Source organism: Rhodococcus sp. NPDC078407 (assembly GCF_044542515.1).
Taxonomy (GTDB): domain Bacteria; phylum Actinomycetota; class Actinomycetes; order Mycobacteriales; family Mycobacteriaceae; genus Rhodococcoides.
The window spans coordinates 285,737-303,932 of sequence record NZ_JBITUQ010000002.1 but is presented as its reverse complement, the minus strand read 5'-3'; the positions used below and the strand labels follow the sequence as shown (position 1 = coordinate 303,932).

General features: G+C 64.6%; 14 protein-coding genes. 9 read left to right on the top strand and 5 right to left on the bottom strand.

The features are described 5' to 3' along the window. Nucleotides 1-59 precede the first annotated feature (59 nt). Together ACIGGF_RS03845 and ACIGGF_RS03840 are read left to right on the top strand one after the other, a co-directional pair. Complete coding sequence (locus ACIGGF_RS03845) at nucleotides 60-1,358, top strand: S1 family peptidase (RefSeq protein WP_397520114.1); 1,299 nt, start codon at nucleotides 60-62, stop codon at nucleotides 1,356-1,358. 44 nt (nucleotides 1,359-1,402) lie between these two features. Next, on the top strand, nucleotides 1,403-2,566 hold the full coding sequence (locus ACIGGF_RS03840; RefSeq protein WP_397520113.1) for a S1 family peptidase: 1,164 nt from the start codon (nucleotides 1,403-1,405) through the stop codon (nucleotides 2,564-2,566). On the opposite strand, the gene ACIGGF_RS03835 is transcribed toward ACIGGF_RS03840, so the two are convergent. Both ACIGGF_RS03835 and ACIGGF_RS03830 read right to left on the bottom strand, forming a co-directional pair. Further along, on the bottom strand, nucleotides 2,563-3,681 hold the full coding sequence (locus ACIGGF_RS03835) for a GNAT family N-acetyltransferase (protein WP_397520112.1): 1,119 nt from the start codon (nucleotides 3,679-3,681) through the stop codon (nucleotides 2,563-2,565). The two genes, ACIGGF_RS03840 and ACIGGF_RS03835, sit on opposite strands and share 4 nt — an antisense overlap. A 162-nt stretch (nucleotides 3,682-3,843) precedes the next feature. After that, on the bottom strand, nucleotides 3,844-4,536 hold the full coding sequence (locus tag ACIGGF_RS03830) for an ammonium transporter (protein ID WP_397520111.1): 693 nt from the start codon (nucleotides 4,534-4,536) through the stop codon (nucleotides 3,844-3,846). Between the two features lie 581 nt (nucleotides 4,537-5,117). On the opposite strand from ACIGGF_RS03830, the gene ACIGGF_RS03825 reads away from it, so the two are divergent. The 3 genes from ACIGGF_RS03825 (at nucleotide 5,118) to ACIGGF_RS03815 (ending at nucleotide 10,530) form a co-directional block, all read left to right on the top strand. Continuing rightward, nucleotides 5,118-8,459 carry a heterodisulfide reductase-related iron-sulfur binding cluster gene (locus ACIGGF_RS03825; RefSeq protein ID WP_397520110.1) on the top strand — a complete coding sequence of 1,114 codons (3,342 nt, stop codon included), beginning with the start codon at nucleotides 5,118-5,120 and terminating at the stop codon, nucleotides 8,457-8,459. 436 nt (nucleotides 8,460-8,895) lie between these two features. Next, entirely contained in the window at nucleotides 8,896-9,816 is a 921-nt protein-coding gene (locus ACIGGF_RS03820) for a hypothetical protein (protein WP_397520109.1), read from the top strand. A gap of 444 nt (nucleotides 9,817-10,260) precedes the next feature. Then, nucleotides 10,261-10,530 carry a hypothetical protein gene (locus tag ACIGGF_RS03815; RefSeq protein ID WP_397520108.1) on the top strand — a complete coding sequence of 90 codons (270 nt, stop codon included), beginning with the start codon at nucleotides 10,261-10,263 and terminating at the stop codon, nucleotides 10,528-10,530. Here ACIGGF_RS03815 and ACIGGF_RS03810 read toward each other — a convergent pair. Then, a complete protein-coding gene (locus ACIGGF_RS03810; protein WP_397520107.1) occupies nucleotides 10,523-12,436 on the bottom strand; it encodes a prolyl oligopeptidase family serine peptidase in 1,914 nt (637 codons plus the stop codon). The two genes, ACIGGF_RS03815 and ACIGGF_RS03810, sit on opposite strands and share 8 nt — an antisense overlap. A gap of 101 nt (nucleotides 12,437-12,537) precedes the next feature. Here ACIGGF_RS03810 and ACIGGF_RS03805 point away from each other — a divergent pair, with 101 nt between their 5' ends. Beyond that, on the top strand, nucleotides 12,538-12,765 hold the full coding sequence (locus tag ACIGGF_RS03805) for a DUF3263 domain-containing protein (protein ID WP_397520106.1): 228 nt from the start codon (nucleotides 12,538-12,540) through the stop codon (nucleotides 12,763-12,765). Nucleotides 12,766-12,772: 7 nt separating this feature from the next. Here ACIGGF_RS03805 and ACIGGF_RS03800 read toward each other — a convergent pair whose 3' ends face one another. Next, on the bottom strand, nucleotides 12,773-13,477 hold the full coding sequence (locus tag ACIGGF_RS03800) for an SOS response-associated peptidase (protein ID WP_397520105.1): 705 nt from the start codon (nucleotides 13,475-13,477) through the stop codon (nucleotides 12,773-12,775). Between the two features lie 102 nt (nucleotides 13,478-13,579). On the opposite strand from ACIGGF_RS03800, the gene ACIGGF_RS03795 reads away from it, so the two are divergent. Then, on the top strand, nucleotides 13,580-14,830 hold the full coding sequence (locus ACIGGF_RS03795; RefSeq protein WP_397520104.1) for a pyridoxal phosphate-dependent aminotransferase: 1,251 nt from the start codon (nucleotides 13,580-13,582) through the stop codon (nucleotides 14,828-14,830). Nucleotides 14,831-15,051: 221 nt separating this feature from the next. After that, nucleotides 15,052-16,398, top strand: coding sequence for a YibE/F family protein (locus tag ACIGGF_RS03790; protein WP_397520103.1), 1,347 nt, complete (start codon nucleotides 15,052-15,054; stop codon nucleotides 16,396-16,398). Between the two features lie 74 nt (nucleotides 16,399-16,472). Here ACIGGF_RS03790 and ald read toward each other — a convergent pair whose 3' ends face one another. Next, complete coding sequence (gene ald / locus ACIGGF_RS03785; protein ID WP_397520102.1) at nucleotides 16,473-17,555, bottom strand: alanine dehydrogenase; 1,083 nt, start codon at nucleotides 17,553-17,555, stop codon at nucleotides 16,473-16,475. A 117-nt stretch (nucleotides 17,556-17,672) separates the two neighbouring features. Here ald and ACIGGF_RS03780 point away from each other — a divergent pair, with 117 nt between their 5' ends. Continuing rightward, complete coding sequence (locus tag ACIGGF_RS03780; protein WP_397520159.1) at nucleotides 17,673-18,194, top strand: Lrp/AsnC family transcriptional regulator; 522 nt, start codon at nucleotides 17,673-17,675, stop codon at nucleotides 18,192-18,194. The last annotated feature ends 2 nt before the right edge of the window (nucleotides 18,195-18,196 follow it).

Genomic DNA, 18,196 nt, shown 5'->3' with positions numbered 1-18,196 from the left:
TTCGGTGACCGATGCCCTATGGTGGGGCGCTGATACCAAGCACCCGATGAAGGGATTTCATGCGTAACACCGGGGCTCTGCGTGCTGCAGTGCTGTGCTCGACGGCTTTCGTAGTTCTTGCGTCGTTCTCCGGAACGGCGGCAGCAGAACCCGTCGTTCAGTCTCCTGCCGATCGGCTTCCCGCAGAACTCGTCGAGGCTGTGCAGCGTGATCTGAAGATGTCCCCGCAGGAGTACCTCGATCGCGCCGCTCGCGCCCAGGAACTGTCCGCTTACGCATCGGACTTCCGCGCCAGCCGCCCAGCCGATTTCGCCGGCGCATGGATCGGACCCGACGGCAATGCCGTCGTCGCCGTCACGTCCCCGGCCGCAGCGCAGGCGGTGGCCAAGGACGGTTATGCCACAGCTCAGTCACCGGTGTCGGCGGACGGGCTCGAGAAGTCGCTGGCAGACCTCAACGGGTGGATCGCCGGACTTCCCCGGGAGATCTCCGAGCAGATCAACGGGACCGCAATCGATTTCATCGACAACCAGATCGTCATCGACCTGGCCAACAGCCCGATCGGCAGCGCACTCAACCTCCCGACGTTGCTGGCCAACATCAAGGTGATCCTCTCCCCGGGTGGAAACAAGCCGGTCGACCCGACTCCCATGGGCGGCGACACCTACGTCACCAGCACCGGTCCCATCGCCGACGCTCCGCCCACCGACATCAGCGTCTGCTCGTTCGGGTTCAACGCCGTCGACGAGTCCGGTGACGCCGTCAATCTGACTGCCGGACACTGCAATCCGAACAAGGCCAGCGGCATCGGCGGCGCGCCGGTCTATCTTCCCGATCCCGCCGACGTCGCGCGCAGCACGCAGATCGGGTCGTTCGAGCGGTCGAGCCTCGGCGCGCAGGACGGCCTCGACTGGTCGGTGATCTCCCTGAACGAGAGCGGCATCGCGTCCGGCCTGGATCGTCCCACGGTCCGCGGAGCCAACGGCAGTACCGTCGCGATCACCGGAACCGCAGCGCCCGTCATCGGAGCGCCGGTCTGCAAGTCGGGTCAGTCGTCGTCGTTCACCTGCGGAGTGGTGGCCGCCGACCGCGTCGAGACACAGCTGTACATGGAGGACGGCACCTCCCGAACGGTCCGTGGATTCGCCAGTACCGCGTGCACGCTGGCGGGCGACAGCGGCGGTGCCATCGTGACCGGCACGCTCGCCCTCGGCATCACCAGTGGATCCAACAGCGGCGGAGCACCGGACTGCAACGAGGCGAACTTGGCGTTGGCGCAGTACGGCGGCACCGCAAGCCTGGGCATCCCCATCGATCAGGTCGTCGACGCCACCGGAGCCACCCTGCGAACCGAGTGAGCCAGTAGGTTCGCAGCCGCGCACCCCCTATAGTCGTACGGGAAGTGAACGGCATCACAATCGTGGATGCCTTCGGGGGAGGGGTAGTCATGCGTCGCCGTGCGCTGGGGTTGTCGATCATTGCTGTGTCGTGCCTGCTCACGACGGCGGTGTCTGCTCCTGACGCAGTTGCCGCGCCCGCGGTGACAGGTTCGGCGTTGCCGCCCGAGCTGGTCGACGCCGTCGCCCGCGATCTCGCATTGACTCCACAGCAGTTCCTCGATCGCGCCGACGCGGCCCGCCGCCTGGCGGAGTTCGCAGCTGCTTTCGGTTCCGAGAGTGTCACGGGTACGTGGCTCGATGCGGACGGGCAGCCGGTGATCTCGGTGGCGGACGGCCCCTCCTACACCGCGGTGTCCGACGCCGCGTCGGCCAACGGATTCACCACTGCCGCAACCGGAATCGAGATTCCGGAGTCCGTGCGCAGCACCGTCGATCCGCTGCTCGAGCTGCTGCCCTTCGATCTCGCCGACACTGCCGGTCCGATTCGTGCCAGTTCCTATCTCGGCGGAGACAGCTTTCTCGCGGGCACCCCGGCCGGTCTCGGACTGCGCTGCTCGCTCGGGTTCAATGCCGTCGACGCGGTGCGCGGACCAGTCAATATCACTGCGGGCCACTGCGATCCGGCCACCACCGGTTCCGCAGCGTCGACCGGTGCTTACCCGATGTACGGGAGTCTCATCGGATCGAAGTTCGGCTCGTTCTACCGAACCAACCAGACGCACAACGACTATGCGTTGATCGAGATCGACGATGCGAACGTCGGAGGGTTCGAGGGCAATGCGGTGCGCGTGCCGGGCTCGGCACCGCTTCACGTCACCGGAACGGTGGATCCGGTCGTGGGGGCACCGGTCTGCAAATCCGGCTCCAGAACCGGATTCAGTTGCGGCACAATTTTATCCACGGGCCAACAGATCGCCATGGGTGCGGCCGTCATGGAGCGTAGCTTCTCCACCTCCATCTGCGCTCTCCGCGGCGACAGTGGTGGACCGATCGTCAGCGGCACCCTGGCCGTCGGCATCGCCAGCGCATCGAATGTGGGCGATCAACCGTCCTGCGAAATCGCGACGGTGTTCAGCATGCTGCAGGGCCAACGACCGGAACTGTTCGCCACACCCATCAACGAGGTGCTCGCCGAGAACCCCGGTCTGGTTATCCGGACGTCTTAGTTCCTCGCCTGTCTCAGACGAGAGAGAGCCGCGTAACCGACCCTGCGCGCGTGCGCGAACCTGGGCGACAGCTCCCACCGACGCAGCACGCCGACAAGGGCTCGCGATCGCACCGTGCGCGCGGGTACGCCCACCACAGCCAACACCTCGTATGACGAGGTGGACCAGGACTTCTTGATGTCGTTGACACCGACACCCAGGTCCAGCACGGTCACGTCGAGTTCGTCGTGCGTCTGGACGAACCATTCCATCATCTGATGCCCGGGTTGATACTTCGCGACCTCGGGATCGTAGTGCGTCAACCACGCTTCGAGCCGCGCTCCGGTACGAACGCAGATCTGATGAGCGCGCCACTGCCCGTCGACGCTCACCCCGGAAAGAGCCAATCTCCCGGCTGCTGCCTCACGAGCCAGGAAATCCTTGGCCGACGCCGAAGGATCGGCGGGCGATTGCTCCGCGAGGTAGTCGGTGCGGTCGGTGCGATGCGTCGACGCGGCCGCGAGTCGAGAAATGTCGTCCCACCGACGCTCGAAGTGCGCCGCGTCGCGGACGGCCTCCATCGTGAGGGGAGTTCCTGCCCGCTCGGCCTGCCGTCTGTACTTCCCGAGCCGCTTCAGTGAACTGCGGCCGCGCACATGCCCGGCGGTACTTCCCTCCGGCACGTCGATCACCGGAACTCGCTCCCGCACGATCGCCTCGGAACTCCACCGCGGGTGCGCCCCGAGCGCCGCGACGGCGGTCCGGTTGCCGATCATCGAGTCCGCATAGAAGGCCAGACCACGATCTGCGATGGCATCCCACAGGGCGTACGAGGACGCGTCGTCCTCGCTGAGCAACTCCGTCGGAACGCCCTGCCCGGCCCCGAGAACCTTCGCCACCGTAAGCGGACCGAGCTTCGTGACGAACATCGGTGCCAGCGCCACGAGCCGAACGCCGCGACGTACCTGCACGACGACGAGCTCGCTTCCCGCAGGGCGAGGGGCATTCAACGCGTAACTCGGACGGGAGGAGAAGACCGTGCCGACCCGCTCCGCCAGAGCGTCCCACTCTTCGCACAGCTCGTCGGTCAGATTTCCGTCCACGACCCCGCGAACGGATGCATAGTCTGTTTCCATAGCTTCGACGTTACGGAACGTTTACTAAGCGTGTGAAAACAAGTGTTAAACTTGCTTTCATCAGCACGTCCACTCAGGCCCAGACGACCTCAGCCGACGATTCGCCCGCGACACGAAAAACCCGCACCCTCGATGAGAGTGCGGGCTTCCTGTGAGACTTGCCTAGTTGGCGTACGGCGTGGTGCCCGGTGCCGCGTTCAGGGTGTTGATCAAATCGATACCGGCAACGACGAGGGTCGGGCCGCCGGCCGTTAGGGTTCCCGCGAGCGCTCCAATCGGGGCCCCGATGAGTGCACCGCCGATGCAGGTAAGCACCGCTGCCGGGATTCCTACAACAGTCAGTGCGGGCGGCGTCCCGCCGATCACACAACCGACACCTGCGCCCACCAAGGACCCAGTGAAGCTGCCGACGGCGGTCGCAAGAGCGAGCTGCGACTGAAAATTGTCCTGAGCCGCCATGTTCTCCTGAGGCGAGGCCACCGTCGTGGCACCGATGCTGCGCGAGTTCGCCGAAGCCTTGGTGAAGTCGAGGTTCGGGATCAGACGCAGGGTCTTGCCGTTGTCGTCGACGTTCTGCTCGTACGGGAAGTTCAGGCCGCCCAGGTTGAACGAGAGCGGCAGTGTCACCAGGGTGTTGTCGGCGGCGTCGAGAACATCGACCGTCTTGCCGTCGTCGGCGACCTTGAAGACACCTGCGTCGATCGTGGTGACGATCGTGCGATCCTCGAGATCGACGGTGTAGGTGGTGTCCCCGGGGGCTGTTTCCTCGGCGGGCTGCGCGTACGCGGTTCCGCTGGCCAGGCCCATCGCAGCTGCGACGAGGGCCGATGTGACGACCAGTTTGCTGAGTTTCATGTAGAGCTGTTCCGTTTCTGTGATGTGCACGCTCGACGGTCCACCAGGTCCGTCGAGCTCAAAGCCACCCCGATGACCTTTCGCGACGTTCGATGCGCCCGAAGTGTAGCGCACAAATCGGACCATTCGTTGTCTTTTTGACACTGCTCCGACACCGAACCGTTGTCAGCTGTCACAACATTCGCGATTTTTCCAGCGCAAAGAGCATGCGTGCTCGATCTGACCTACACCGCTGATCGTTCGACCGAATGACGGGCAGATGCGACGCGACGAGCCCGCGCGGGAAGGCGCGGCGGACGCATCTCGGGGCGGCATTTCGGCTAAGTAAGGACTGCCTTCTCGACAACCCCCGAATGTCCTACGCCTAACGTGATGCGGGAGACAACCTACCGACGAGTTCAGCCCGCTCGTCGGACGGCCTCACTTCGATGCCCACCAGCGTCGATCGCGTCGACGATGCCCAAGTTACCGGCGAGTACGATGATATAGCTACCGGCGAGTAACATTGGTCGTCGTATAGTTCGACCCGCTTGAACCAACGGCAGCGTTCCCAGCTGCCACCTACAGCGAAAGGCCGCGACATGAACGCCCTGACGATCACGTTGGGCACAGTCGGTGCTCTGCTCAGTCTCGTGTGTTGGTACGTCTTCATTCGCGGAGGCCTGCGGATGTTCAACATCGTGCGCATCGGCCAGCCGGCACCCGACCGCTGGCGCCCGATAGTCCCTCGCTTCAAGCAGATGGTCGTCGAGTTCCTGGCCCACACCAAGATGGTCAAGTTCCGCACCGTCGGCTGGGCGCACTGGCTGGTCATGATCGGCTTCATGCTCGGTGCCATCGTTTGGTTCGAGGCCTACGGCCAAACGTTCAACCCCGAGTTTCACTGGCCGATCGTCGGTGACACCGCGGCGTACCACCTCATCGACGAGCTTCTCGGCCTCGGCACGGTCATCGGCATCACCACACTGATCATCATTCGCCAGCTCAACCACCCGCGGAAGCCCGAGCGTCAGTCTCGCTTCGCCGGCTCCGGGTTCAAGGCTGCCTACTTCGTCGAAGCCGTCGTGCTCATCGAAGGCCTGGGCATGGTGTTCGTCAAGGCAGGCAAGATCGCAACGTACGGCGACGGCAACGCGTACACGGACTTCTTCACGATCCGCCTGGCCGAACTGCTGCCGGCCAACTCGAACATGGTCGCGGTGTTCGCGTTCATCAAGCTGATGTCCGGCATGATCTGGCTCTACATCGTCGGTTCGCGCATCAACTGGGGTATCGCGTGGCACCGTTTCACCGCCTTCCCCAACATCTACTTCAAGCGCATGGACGACGGCACCGTCGCCCTCGGCGCGGCCAAGCCCATGATGTCCGGCGGCAAGGTCCTCGAGATGGAAGAGGCCGACCCCGACGTCGACGCGTTCGGCGCAGGCAAGATCGAAGACTTCAGCTGGAAGGGTTGGCTCGACTTCACCACGTGCACCGAGTGCGGCCGCTGCCAGTCGCAGTGTCCTGCCTGGAACACCGGCAAGCCGCTCTCCCCCAAGCTGCTGATCATGTCGCTGCGCGACCACAGCCACGCCAAGGCTCCGTACCTGCTGGCCGGTGGCAAGAAGGATATGGCCGGAGACGAGGTCGGACTCGTCGACGCCGAGGGCAACGTCGACCAGAAGGCACTCGACGCCATCCCGCAGAACGCCCGTGACGAGGCCGATCGCAAGCTCGTCGCCGACGCCATCGAGGGCGGCATCATCGATCCCGAGGTGCTGTGGAGCTGCACCACCTGCGGTGCCTGCGTCGAGCAGTGCCCGGTGGACATCGAGCACGTCGACCACATCATCGACATGCGCCGCTACCAGGTGCTCATCGAATCGGAATTCCCGTCCGAGCTCGCAGGTCTGTTCAAGAACCTCGAGAACAAGGGCAACCCGTGGGGTCAGAACTCCAAGGACCGTCTCAACTGGATCAACGAGATGGACTTCGACATCCCGGTTTTCGGCAAGGACGCCGATTCGTTCCAGGACTACGAGTACCTCTTCTGGGTCGGCTGCGCCGGTGCCTACGAGGACCGCGCGAAGAAGACCACCAAGGCCGTCGCCGAACTGCTCGCCACCGCAGGCGTGAAGTTCATGGTGCTCGGCGCGGACGAGACCTGCACCGGCGACTCCGCTCGCCGCGCGGGCAACGAGTTCCTGTTCCAGCAGCTCGCGATGCAGAACATCGAGACTCTGAACAACCTGTTCGACGGCGTCGAGCAGAAGAAGCGCAAGATCGTCGTCACCTGCGCCCACTGCTTCAACGCACTGGGCAACGAGTACCCGCAGGTCGGCGGTGACTACGAGGTGGTCCACCACACGCAGCTGCTCAACCGCCTGGTGCGGCAGAAGAAGCTGATTCCGGTGGCCTCGGTCAGCCAGGACATCACCTACCACGATCCGTGCTACCTCGGCCGTCACAACAAGGTGTACGACGCGCCGCGTGAGCTCATGGCCGCGTCGGGCTCCAACCTCAAGGAGATGCCGCGTCACGGTGAGAGGTCCATGTGCTGTGGTGCCGGTGGCGCTCGCATGTGGATGGAAGAGAACATCGGCAAGCGCATCAACATCGACCGGGTCGACGAGGCACTCGCCACCAACCCGAAGAAGATCGCGACAGGTTGCCCGTTCTGCCGCGTCATGCTCACCGACGGTGTCACCGCACGTCAGGAAGGCGGCGCACACGAGGGCGTCGAGGTTGTCGACGTCGCGCAGCTGATGCTCGAGTCGATCACCCGCGTCGAGTCCTCGGTGCTGGCCGAGAACATCAAGGTCATCCCCCGCGAGCAGACTCCGGAAGAGAAGCTGGCCACCGAGAAGGTCGCCACCGTCGAGGAGAAGGCCCGAGTCGAGGAGATCGAGGTCGCGGCCGAGGGCGGAGACCCCGAAGCCGAGACCAAGAAGGCTCAGCCTGCCAAGGCTGCCGGTGGCCTGAAGATGAAGGGACTCGCCAAGGCTCCCGGAGCGAAGACACCCGGTTCTGCACCCTCGAACGCCGAGGCGGACAAGACCTCCGGGCACTCTGCCGACACAGCGGCCGACGCGTCCAAGCCCAAGGGCCTCGGACTGGCCGGCGGCAAAGCACCCGGCGGCAAGGGGCTGCAGATGAAGGGCAAGGCACCGGGCGCGAAGGCTGCGGCACCTGCGCCTGCTGCGGAGGCGTCGACTGCCGACACGTCTGCGTCGACTGAGTCCACTCCGTCCGTGAAGCCGAAGGGCTTGGCGGTGAAGTCGGGCTTCAAGAAGCCGGGTGCCAAGGCACAGGGTCAGCCTGCCGAAGCCACCCCGGCGTCGACGACTGCCCCGGAGGCCACGGGCGAGTCCGCGGAATCGGACGCTCCCGCAAGCGAATCCAAGCCGACCGTCCAGCCGAAGGGCCTGGCCGTGAAGTCCGGATTCAAGAAGCCGGGTGCCAAGGCTCCGGGTAAGCCTGCTGCCGAAGCGACTGCGGCACCCGCTGCCGAGTCTGAGGCGTCGGAGGCACCAGCTGCTGAGCCTGAGTCCTCGGAGGCACCCGCCACCGAGACTGCAGCCGAATCCAAGCCGACCGTCCAGCCCAAGGGCCTGGCCGTGAAGTCCGGATTCAAGAAGCCGGGCGCACGTACGCCAGGTGCAGCGACGGCCACACCGGCCGAGTCGGAGAAGGCAGAGCCCGCGAAGGCCGAGGCACCCGCTGCACCCGCTGCACCCGCTGCACCCGAGGCACCGAAGGCAGAGGCGACTCCTGAAGCCGCTGCTCCCGAGGCACCGGCTCCCGAGGCCCCAGAGGCTGAGGCGTCGGACATCGCGACCGACGCAGCGTCCAACGGTTCGGACGATCGCACTCCGCCCAAGCCGAAGGCCGGTGGACTCGGATTCGCTCCGGGAGCCAAGGTTCCCGGTCGCCGGAAGTAACCTCACACCCTTTCTACCGACTGCGCGCCCCCACTCACTTCAGAGCAGGGGCGCGCAGTCGTCAATGGCAGTGTGAGCTCCCCCGCCCCCCGGTTTCACCCGACGCGCACACACCTCCAGGCCCTCAGAACCAACCTCACACCCTTTCTACCGACCGCGCGCCCCCGCTCACTTCAGAGCAGGGGCGCGCAGTCGTCAATAGCAGTGTGAGCTCCCCCGCCCCCGGTGTCACCCGACGCGCGCACACCTCCCGGTCGCCGGAAATATCCTCACACCCTTTTTACCGACTGCGCGCCCCCGCTCACTTCAGAGCAGGGGCGCGCAGTCGTCAGTAGGGGTGTGAGCTCCCCGGCGCGAGTTATCCACAGGCATCGAGTTATCCACAATCGGGCAGATGGGGCTTGCCGAAAGCGATTGCGCTGGAGAGCATTTCTCCATGACCCGCATCGTCTCGCGATCCGACGCGCTCTCCCGCGGCACCTCCGATGCCGAATTGCAGCGCTACTGTCGAACACGAGCCTGGCGGCGTCTACGGCCAGGACGGTTCGTCAGCAGAGTTCACTTCGACTCGTTGACGCCGGAGGAGAAGCATCGCGTCGTCGCGGAGGCGGTATTCGACGCCGCCTCGGCTCCCGACGCCGTCGTCAGTCACGTGTCTGCGGCAATCTTTCACGGTCTCGATGTCTGGAATGCCGATCTGAGCCGCGTGCACATCACCCGCAACCGGGCCCGCGGCGGCGGACGCAGCAGCGGCCTCAGAAGTCTGCACACCTCTCCCTACACCGACGAGGAAGTCGTCGACATCGACGGCGTGCGCGTCACAGCGTTGGCGCGGACCGTCGCCGATTGCGCTCGCACACTTCCCTTCGAGACGGCTGTCTGCATCGCGGACGTCGCAGCGAGAACTCACGGACTCGCAGCCGAAGCTGTTGTTGCAGCCTTGAATTCGTGCCCGAACCATCCCGGCAATCGGATGGCACGTCGAGTCGCGGATGTCATGGACGGCCGGTCCGAGAGTGTGGGTGAATCGCGCACCAGGGTGTTGCTGCTCAACCTGGGCTACACCCCGGCGCTGCAGGTACTGATCATCGATTCCCGAGGCTTCGTCGGCCGCGTGGATTTCGACCTCGACGAGGTTCGCACGGTTCTCGAATTCGACGGAAAGGTGAAGTATGGACGCTTCGTGCCCGAAGGGAAGTCCGCGGCAGATGTGGTGTGGGACGAGAAGCGTCGAGAGGACCGCATTCGCGCAACCGGACGCCAGGTGGTGCGTATCGCCTGGGCAGATCTCGACCATCCCGAACTGGTGGATCGGATGATCCGCGACGCCGCCGAACGCACCCGACAACTCGAGTGAGCGCCCCTTCTACCGACTGCGCGCGCACATTCACGTCCGAGCGCAGGCGCTCACCCGGCAAAAACGGTGTGAGGTTCCCACCCCTTCCCAACCGCCCCAGGAATCGCTGCTAGGCCACGGATCGCGCCAGACACCTCGAGCGAGCGCCCCTTCTACCGACTGCGCGCGCACATTCACGTCAGAGCTGCGTCGCTCACCCGGCAAAAACGGTGTGAGGTCCTCACGCGCCCCCGGAACCCCCGCGGCGCTGCTGAGCGCGCCCGACACCTCGAGCGAGCGCCCCTTCTACCGACTGCGCGCGCACATTCACGTCCGAGCGCAGGCGCTCACCCGGCAAAAACGGTGTGAGGTTCCCACGCGCACCCAACCCCCGCGACGGTGGACGAATCGGACATCGTGAGTATGGTCGGAACCGAACTGCAACCCGAAGAAGTAGGAGCAGGCATGACCGACGACGCGGACAAGCTCTTTCGCCGCTACGACGAGTGGTGGACGGCGTTGTCACCGGACGACCGAGCGCATGTCGAGAAGTGTTGCGATTCGGGACGCACCGACGATCGACTCTGCTCACTCATCCGTGAGCACGACGGCCCGTCGAAGGCAGCGTTCGAGGCGGGCAGCAAGTTGTCCGAGGGCAACAGTAAGTACTGCGCCATCCCCAGCGCCTTGCTCGAGTTTCTCGAAGCGAAGCGCGCGCACCCACCGCTCAGTTAGAGGGACGCCACAGCTGCAGTTCGGGAATGCCGGGCGGCGTGAAGCCCATGACCTGCCCGTAGAAGGACAGTTCGGATTCTCGCGCGTTCACCTGTGTTTCGAGTTTGCGGAATCCATGCGCTTCTCCAGCGTAGGCCAGATAGGCATGCGGTATCCCTTTCTGCACCATGGCATCTCGGAATCGTTCGGCCTGTGACGGCGGCACGATCGGATCGTCCAGCCCTTGCAGCAACAACACCGGGCACGAGAGTCCGTCCACGTTGTTGACCGGCGCTCGGGTGCGGTACAGGTCGATGGCCTCGGGCAGCGGTCCGATGAGACCGTCGATGTAGCGCGACTCGAAGTCGTGGGTTTCGGCGACGAACAGCTCGAGCTCGGCGACACCGAAGTACGAAGCACCGCAAGCGAAAACGTCGGACGACGTCAACGCTGCCAATACCGTCCACCCGCCTGCGGATCCGCCTTCGATGGCTAGACGGCGAGGGTCGGCAAGTCCACTGTCTGCCAACCCCTGCACCGCGGCGATGGTGTCCTCGACATCGACAACTCCCCACTGCCCGCGCAGGCGATTGCGGTATTCGCGCCCGTAGCCGCTCGACCCGCCGTAGTTCACATCGACGACGCCGATGCCCCGACTGGTGAAGTATGCGAACAATGGATTCAGTGCGGGTGCCACGTGCGCGGTCGGCCCGCCGTGCACGAAGGCGACGTACGGCGGGAGTTCGCCGTCGAGCCCCTCGTAGGACGGATTGCGTGGTGCGTATGCGATCGCGTGCACCTCACGACTCGGCCCATGGAACGTCACCTGACGCCCCTCCGGCAAATACTCCTCGTCAGGGATGGAATCGAAACCCGAACGGACACTGCGCATTTCCCGCGTCTGCAGATCGAGTGCGAACAGTCCGGCGGCAACCTGAGCTCCACCGCCCTTCAGCAGAACCGTCGATCCGGATCGTCCACCGAGCCCTACGGACGTCATACCGTCGAGCTCGATGTCGTCGAGACTGCCGGTGGCGGGGTCGAGAACGGCGAGCGTATCCGTGCCGACGGTCCGCACGGTCAGCAGTGTTCCGTCGTCCAACACGTCGTACCAACTCGATCCCAGCCGCCACAGCGGAGCCCCGAAGTCGGCGTCGAGAGTCAGCAGCGGGGTTATCGAACTGTCCACCGTGACCGAATGCAAGTTCCACCAACCATTTCGGTCGCTGATGGCGTAGAGCGACTCGTCGTCGATCCATTCCGGCTGCATCACCGATTCCTCGGTCGAGCCCATCAACACGGTCCAGGACGAGGGATCGGACAGCGAAGCCACTCGCAGTTCCGTTCCGTCCCAGGGCATCTGCGGATGATCCCACGCGATCCAGGCGATGCGGGTGCCGTCGGGAGACAGACGAGGGAAGGCCAGAAAGTCCGAGCCCGCCACCAACGAGCGGACTCCCCCGCCGCTCAGGTCGATCGCCACGATGTCTCTCGATACCGCGCCGGCGTCGTGCATCTCGCGGACTGCGATGACGTCGTTACCGACCACCGCAAGATCGGCGTACCGGATGCTCGACGCCACAGCAGGTTTCGGAGTCAGCGGCACGGGTGCCTCGCCGGGGGTGAGCCGGTAGACGCGTTGGTCGGAGAACTCGGCGAACACCAGATCACCGTCCGCTGTCGCAGTCCACGCTCCTCCGCCGTATTCGTGGACGCGCGTGCGGGCGTTGAACGGTGCGGGCAGAATCGGTTGCGCTTGTCCGTCGACGTAGCGACAGATCGCCGTCCGCCCCTGCTCGGCAGGTCGCAACTCCGACCACCAGATCTCGCCTCCGACGTAGCGACCCCCCTCGACGGGATGACCCGCCGACGACAGATCTGCTGCGGTGATGGGCGAAGGCCAGGATCCGAAAGCGAGTGCAGTCACGCCGTCCACCTTAGTGACCTGACGTGTCCGTAACGCGGTGTTCACCGGCCCTTCAACAGTGACCGGAATGATGGAGGACAAGTACCAGTAGGGGGAACACCATGCGCCGGACCACTACCCACTCGGTGGACCACGAAATTCTGACCTTCGGCCGAACCTGGCGGGGATACGGCGGCGGCAGCGTCGAGGACATCTACGTCGCATTCGGCGTCGACGTGCGTACCTACTTCCAACGACTGCGTCGAATCCTCGATTCGCCGGTGGCCGAGGGGCTCTCCCCGGACGAGCGGTCCGCGATACTCGACATCTGCCGAACGCGTCTCGCCTGAGGCACCGCTACACCGGTATCAGCAATTCCGGGCTGTTGTTCTTCACGCTGTTCACTGCTGTGCTCACCTCGTAAGGCTCGAGCCGCGGTTCGGGAATTGCCGCCAACATCTCCTGTACCGCGCCCAGATCGGTCACGGTGGGATCGAGCCAGCTCGAGCGGAGATCCGGCGGCAGCACCACCGGTGATCGATCGTGAATGTGACCGAGCGCGTCAGCCGCCGGTGAGGTCAGCACGGTGACCGACCAGACCCAGCGACTCTCGTCGTCGTCGGCCTTGGTGGGGTCTCGCCAGAGCTCGTACAGGCCGGCCATCGCGAGCACACCCTGCTCGTGCAGGAAGTACGGCACTTTTGCGCCGTCGCGCTTCTCCCACTCGTAGTAACCGTCGGCCGGGACGATGCACCGTCGACGGCTGGCCGCCTTCTTGAACGACGGCTTTTCGGTGATGGTCTCGGATCTGGCGTTGATCAGCCGGGAACCGATTTTCGCGTCCTTCGCCCAGGACGGAATCAGACCCCAGCGCACCGAACGCAGCTGCCGCACGGCGTCGGACTCGGGTTGGTCCTTGGGGGCGCGTTCGAGCACCGTTCGCACCGTCTGCGTGGGGGCCACGTTGTACGACGGCGGCACCTCGTCGCCCACGGTCTCGGCGATGTCGAACACCGCCTGTAGGTCGGTGTCACTCCGGGTACTGGCATACCGTCCGCACATCGTTCGATTGTTGCACTTGCCACCGACAACCCGGCCGCAACTTTCCTCGCAACGAAACAACCTTGTGGAAACCGATACCGCCCACCTGGCACGATGTGACGGGTGACCACTCCGCAGATTCACTCCCAGCCGCGTTATCGCACGTTGCAGCAGTCGACCAAGCTGCAGAACGTGCTGTACGAGATCCGCGGACCGGTACACGCCCATGCCGCCCGGCTCGAAGCCGAGGGCCATCGCATCCTCAAGCTCAACATCGGCAATCCGGCTCCGTTCGGCTTCGAGGCTCCGGATGTGATCGTGCGAGACATGATCGCCGCTCTGCCCGTCGCCCAGGGTTATTCGGAGTCGAAGGGCATTCTGTCGGCGCGGCGTGCGATCGTCACGCGCTACGAGCTCGAACCGGGGTTCCCGGAGCTAGACGTCGACGACATCTACCTCGGTAACGGGGTGTCCGAGCTCATCACGATGACGATGCAGGCGTTGCTCGACGACGGTGACGAGGTGCTGATCCCGGCCCCGGACTACCCGCTCTGGACGGCGATGACGACGCTGTCCGGCGGCAAGGCCGTGCACTACATGTGCGACGAGGAGAACGGGTGGAATCCCGATCTCGCCGACATCGAGTCGAAGATCACTCCGAAGACCGTCGCGCTGCTGGTGATCAATCCGAACAACCCGACGGGTGCGGTGTACTCGAAAGAGGTGCTGCAGGGCATCGTCGATCTGGCGCGCAAGCATCAGCTCCTGCTGCTCGCGGACGAGATCTACGACCGGATCCTGTACGACGACGCCGAGCACACCTCGCTGGCGAGCCTGGCTCCCGATCTGCTGTGCTTGACATACAACGGGCTGTCGAAGGCGTATCGCGTGGCCGGCTACCGTGCCGGATGGCTTGCGATCACCGGGCCGAAGAAGCACGCGGCAGGATTCATCGAAGGCATCGACCTCCTCGCGTCGACGCGGCTGTGCCCGAATGTGCCTGCGCAGCACGCCATTCAGGTCGCACTCGGCGGTTATCAAAGCATCGAGGATCTGATCCTGCCCGGCGGCCGACTGCTCGAGCAGCGCGACGTTGCGTGGGAAAAGCTCAACGCAATCCACGGCGTCTCGTGCGTCAAGCCGCGGGGGGCGCTGTACGCGTTTCCGCGACTCGATCCCGAAGTGCACGAGATCTACGACGACGAAAAGTTGGTGCAGGATCTGTTGCTGCAGGAGAAGATCCTCGTGGTGCAGGGCACCGGCTTCAACTGGCCCGGTCACGATCACATCCGCATCGTGACTCTGCCGTGGGCGCGAGATCTGGCCATGGCGATCGAGAGATTCGGCAACTTCCTCTCGTCCTACAAGCAGTGACGCCGGAAGTTACTGGAAAGTAGTTGAAAGTGACGCAAGAAACTCGGGTGTGATCGCGCCCCGAGGCCGAAATATCTGTAGATTGGCGGACGGCACTTCGGTGCCCGCGAGCCCTGGTCGCCCCTACCCCCCCCCCCCCCCGGGTCGGCCAGGTGGTGGCGGGGGACGCCCCCCCTGCTCCCCGCCACCGAGCTCCTCGCATCTGCCACTAACCTTGCACCGTGGCATCACACGGCAATCATCCCGACGGCACCAGGCCGGGTCTCGACTCCCACGTGGGTCATGGTCACGGGCACGGCCACAGCGACACCCCCGCACCATTGGGCCCGGTCGCTGCCAAGGTCGTCGTCGGACTGCTCGTGGCCATTGCCATCGCCGTGATCGGCGGTGCCATCGCTCTGTGGCCCAGCCAGCAGAGCATCGACATCCCGCTGCCGTTCCAGACCTCCGGCGGAGGCGCTGTGTCCACCGAGGCGGGCACCATCACCTCGCAGAGCATCGGGACCTGTGGCAGTCCTGACGCAGGGAGGGCGTTCACCGGCGACCCGACGCCTCCGGTCAACGACTCGTACGAATGTCAGCGCAGCATTGTCGACATCACCACCGGTGAGGACGCAGGCAAGCGGACGGTGCTCGAGATCGCGCCCGGTCCCGGCCAACCGACACTGAGCGCCGGTGAGGACATCCGGCTGGTGCTCCAGACCGACCCCGCCGGTGGAGTGCGCTACTCCTTCAACGACTATTCGCGCGGGCTCCCGCTGGGGCTGATCGTCGGCGTGTTCGCCGTGGTCATCTGCGTCGTCGCCCGGTGGCGTGGATTCCGCGCACTGGTCGGCCTCCTCATCGCGTTCGCCGTGCTGGTGGTGTTCATGCTGCCCGCCCTGCTCGACGGCGCACCCGCCATTCCGGTCGCCCTCGTGGCCGGCTCGGTGATCCTCTACGCCGTGCTGTATCTGGCGCACGGAGTGAACCTGCGCACCAGCTCGGCACTACTGGGCACCCTGACCTCGATGGGCGTGGCCGCAGTGCTGTCCTACGTCGCCATTCGGATGACACACCTGACCGGATTGTCGGAGGAACAGAACACCGCCGTGCAGACGTACATCGGCAACGTCAGTGTCACCGGTCTACTACTGGCCGGCTTCATCATCGGCTCGCTCGGCGTACTCAACGACGTGACGATCACTCAGGCGTCGGCCGCCTTCGAGTTGGCGTCGGTGGACGAGACGGCCACGCGACGCGAAATATTCACCGCCGCGATGCGGGTGGGTCGCGATCACATCGCCAGTACCGTCTACACCCTCGTGCTCGCCTACGCCGGTGGTGCGCTGCCGCTGCTCCTGCTCTTCAGCGTCGCCGACCGGTCGATTCAGGACGTGTTGACCGGCGACGCAGTGGCCATCGAAATCGTCAGATCCTCCGTGGGCGGCGTCGCACTCGCCCTGTCGGTACCGCTCACCACTGCGATCGCCGTTCTGCTGGCACGCCCGATCACCTCGTCCCGGACGGCCGAGCCCGCACGAGCCAAGCCCGTCCGATCGCGGGGTTCGGGGCGTCACAGCGCGTAGAGCGGCTGCGCCGCAGGTGGGTAGAAGCTCGTAGTGAGCTACGACTTTTCGTGCACGTGCGGCGCAGCCGCTCCTCAGGCGAAGGCAGCCGCGACGGTCTCGGACAGCAAGGCACCGTTGTGGGTGCTCAGGCCCGCCTTCAGACCCGGGTCCGCCTCGCAGGCAGCTTCCCAACCCTTGTCGGCGAGTGCGACGACGTACGGCAACGTGGCATTGGTGAGCGCGTACGTGGACGTGCGCGGAACGGCACCGGGCATGTTGGCGACGCAGTAGAAGACCGACTCGTGCACCGTGTACGTGGGATCGGCGTGAGTGGTGGCGTGTGAATCCTCGAAGCAGCCGCCCTGATCGATGGCGATGTCCACCAGAACCGAACCGGGCTTCATTCGCTGAACCAGGCTGTTGGAGATCAACTTCGGAGCCTTGGCCCCGGGCACCAGCACTGCACCGATGACCAGATCGGCGGCGAGAACTGCTTGTTCGAGCTCGTACGCATTCGACACCAGCGTCTTGACGGCACCGCGGTACTGATCGTCGATGGCACGCAGCGCCTTCACATCCAGATCGAGAACGGTGACGTCGGCATGCATACCGAAAGCGATTGCAGTAGCGTTCTTTCCCGATACTCCGGCGCCGATGACGACAACGTTGGCGGGTCGCACTCCGGGCACTCCGCCCATGAGAACTCCGCGCCCTCCTTCGCTCGACATCAGATGGTAGGCACCGGCCTGCGGCGCGAGGCGTCCGGCAACTTCACTCATGGGTGCGAGCAACGGCAGGGAACCGTCTGCCGCAGTGACTGTTTCGTAGGCGATGGCCGTGGTGCCCGATTCCAGCAGCGCATCCGTGCAGGCCTTCGACGCCGCGAGATGCAGGTAGGTGAACAGCACCTGCCCCTTGCGTAGTCGTGCATATTCCTCGGCGATAGGTTCTTTGACTTTGAGCAGCAGCTCGGCTGTGTCCCACACCTCGGCCGCGTCGGTGAGGATCTGCGCACCGGCGGCCTTGTAGTCGGTGTCGGTGAACGACGATCCGGCCCCTGCTTCGGTTTCGATGACCACTTCGTGTCCTCGCGAGACCAATTCGTGCACGCCCGCCGGGGTGATGGCCACCCGGTATTCGTGGTTCTTGATCTCGCGTGGAATTCCGATCTTCATGGCGGCCTCCTCGGTAGTGGGTGAGGTGAAGCGGGGCTCCATCCCGTAGGCCAACTATGAATTATCTACGAATTACCTGCAACGGGAGTGAATATAATTCTATAAACTATCGATATGATGAGTAATAGTTCGTTCGAGACGGGCGACATACGGCCTCAGCCGAACGATGTTCGGTCCACCCCCCTGGACCGAATCGACCACATTCTGCTCGATCAGCTGCGCCGCGACGCCCGAACACCCAACAACGCACTCGCTGCGGCGGCCGGGGTCGCTCCGTCCACCGCGCTGGCCCGGGTTCGTGCCCTCGTCAAACGCGGAGTCATCCGCGGTTTCCATGCCGAGATCGACCCGGAGGCCCTCGGCCAAGGTATCCAGGCCATGATCTCGGTCCGGCTCAGAGCAGATGCTCGACGACGGATCAGCGAATTCGGATCGAAGATCGCCTCACGCGCCGAGACGCTGAACATCTACTTCATTGCCGGTGCCGACGATTTCCTCGTGCACGTGGCGACGGTCGACACCGCAGCGCTCCGCGATTTCGTCGTCGAGAACCTCAGTGCCGATCCTGCCGTCGCCGCAACGGAGACAATTCTGATCTTCGAGCACATCCGGCCGCGAAACGTTCACGGCGACAATTGATT

What these genes read in the sequence shown, in the direction of transcription:
- ACIGGF_RS03845 (WP_397520114.1), top strand. Translation starts at nt 60, where the DNA reads ATGCGTAACACCGGGGCTCTGCGTGCTGCAGTGCTGTGCTCGACGGCT.
- ACIGGF_RS03835 (WP_397520112.1), bottom strand. Translation starts at nt 3,681, where the DNA reads ATGGAAACAGACTATGCATCCGTTCGCGGGGTCGTGGACGGAAATCTG.
- ACIGGF_RS03830 (WP_397520111.1), bottom strand. Translation starts at nt 4,536, where the DNA reads ATGAAACTCAGCAAACTGGTCGTCACATCGGCCCTCGTCGCAGCTGCG.
- ACIGGF_RS03825 (WP_397520110.1), top strand. Translation starts at nt 5,118, where the DNA reads ATGAACGCCCTGACGATCACGTTGGGCACAGTCGGTGCTCTGCTCAGT.
- ACIGGF_RS03820 (WP_397520109.1), top strand. Translation starts at nt 8,896, where the DNA reads ATGACCCGCATCGTCTCGCGATCCGACGCGCTCTCCCGCGGCACCTCC.
- ACIGGF_RS03815 (WP_397520108.1), top strand. Translation starts at nt 10,261, where the DNA reads ATGACCGACGACGCGGACAAGCTCTTTCGCCGCTACGACGAGTGGTGG.
- ACIGGF_RS03805 (WP_397520106.1), top strand. Translation starts at nt 12,538, where the DNA reads ATGCGCCGGACCACTACCCACTCGGTGGACCACGAAATTCTGACCTTC.
- ACIGGF_RS03800 (WP_397520105.1), bottom strand. Translation starts at nt 13,477, where the DNA reads ATGTGCGGACGGTATGCCAGTACCCGGAGTGACACCGACCTACAGGCG.
- ald (WP_397520102.1), bottom strand. Translation starts at nt 17,555, where the DNA reads ATGAAGATCGGAATTCCACGCGAGATCAAGAACCACGAATACCGGGTG.
- ACIGGF_RS03780 (WP_397520159.1), top strand. Translation starts at nt 17,673, where the DNA reads ATGAGTAATAGTTCGTTCGAGACGGGCGACATACGGCCTCAGCCGAAC.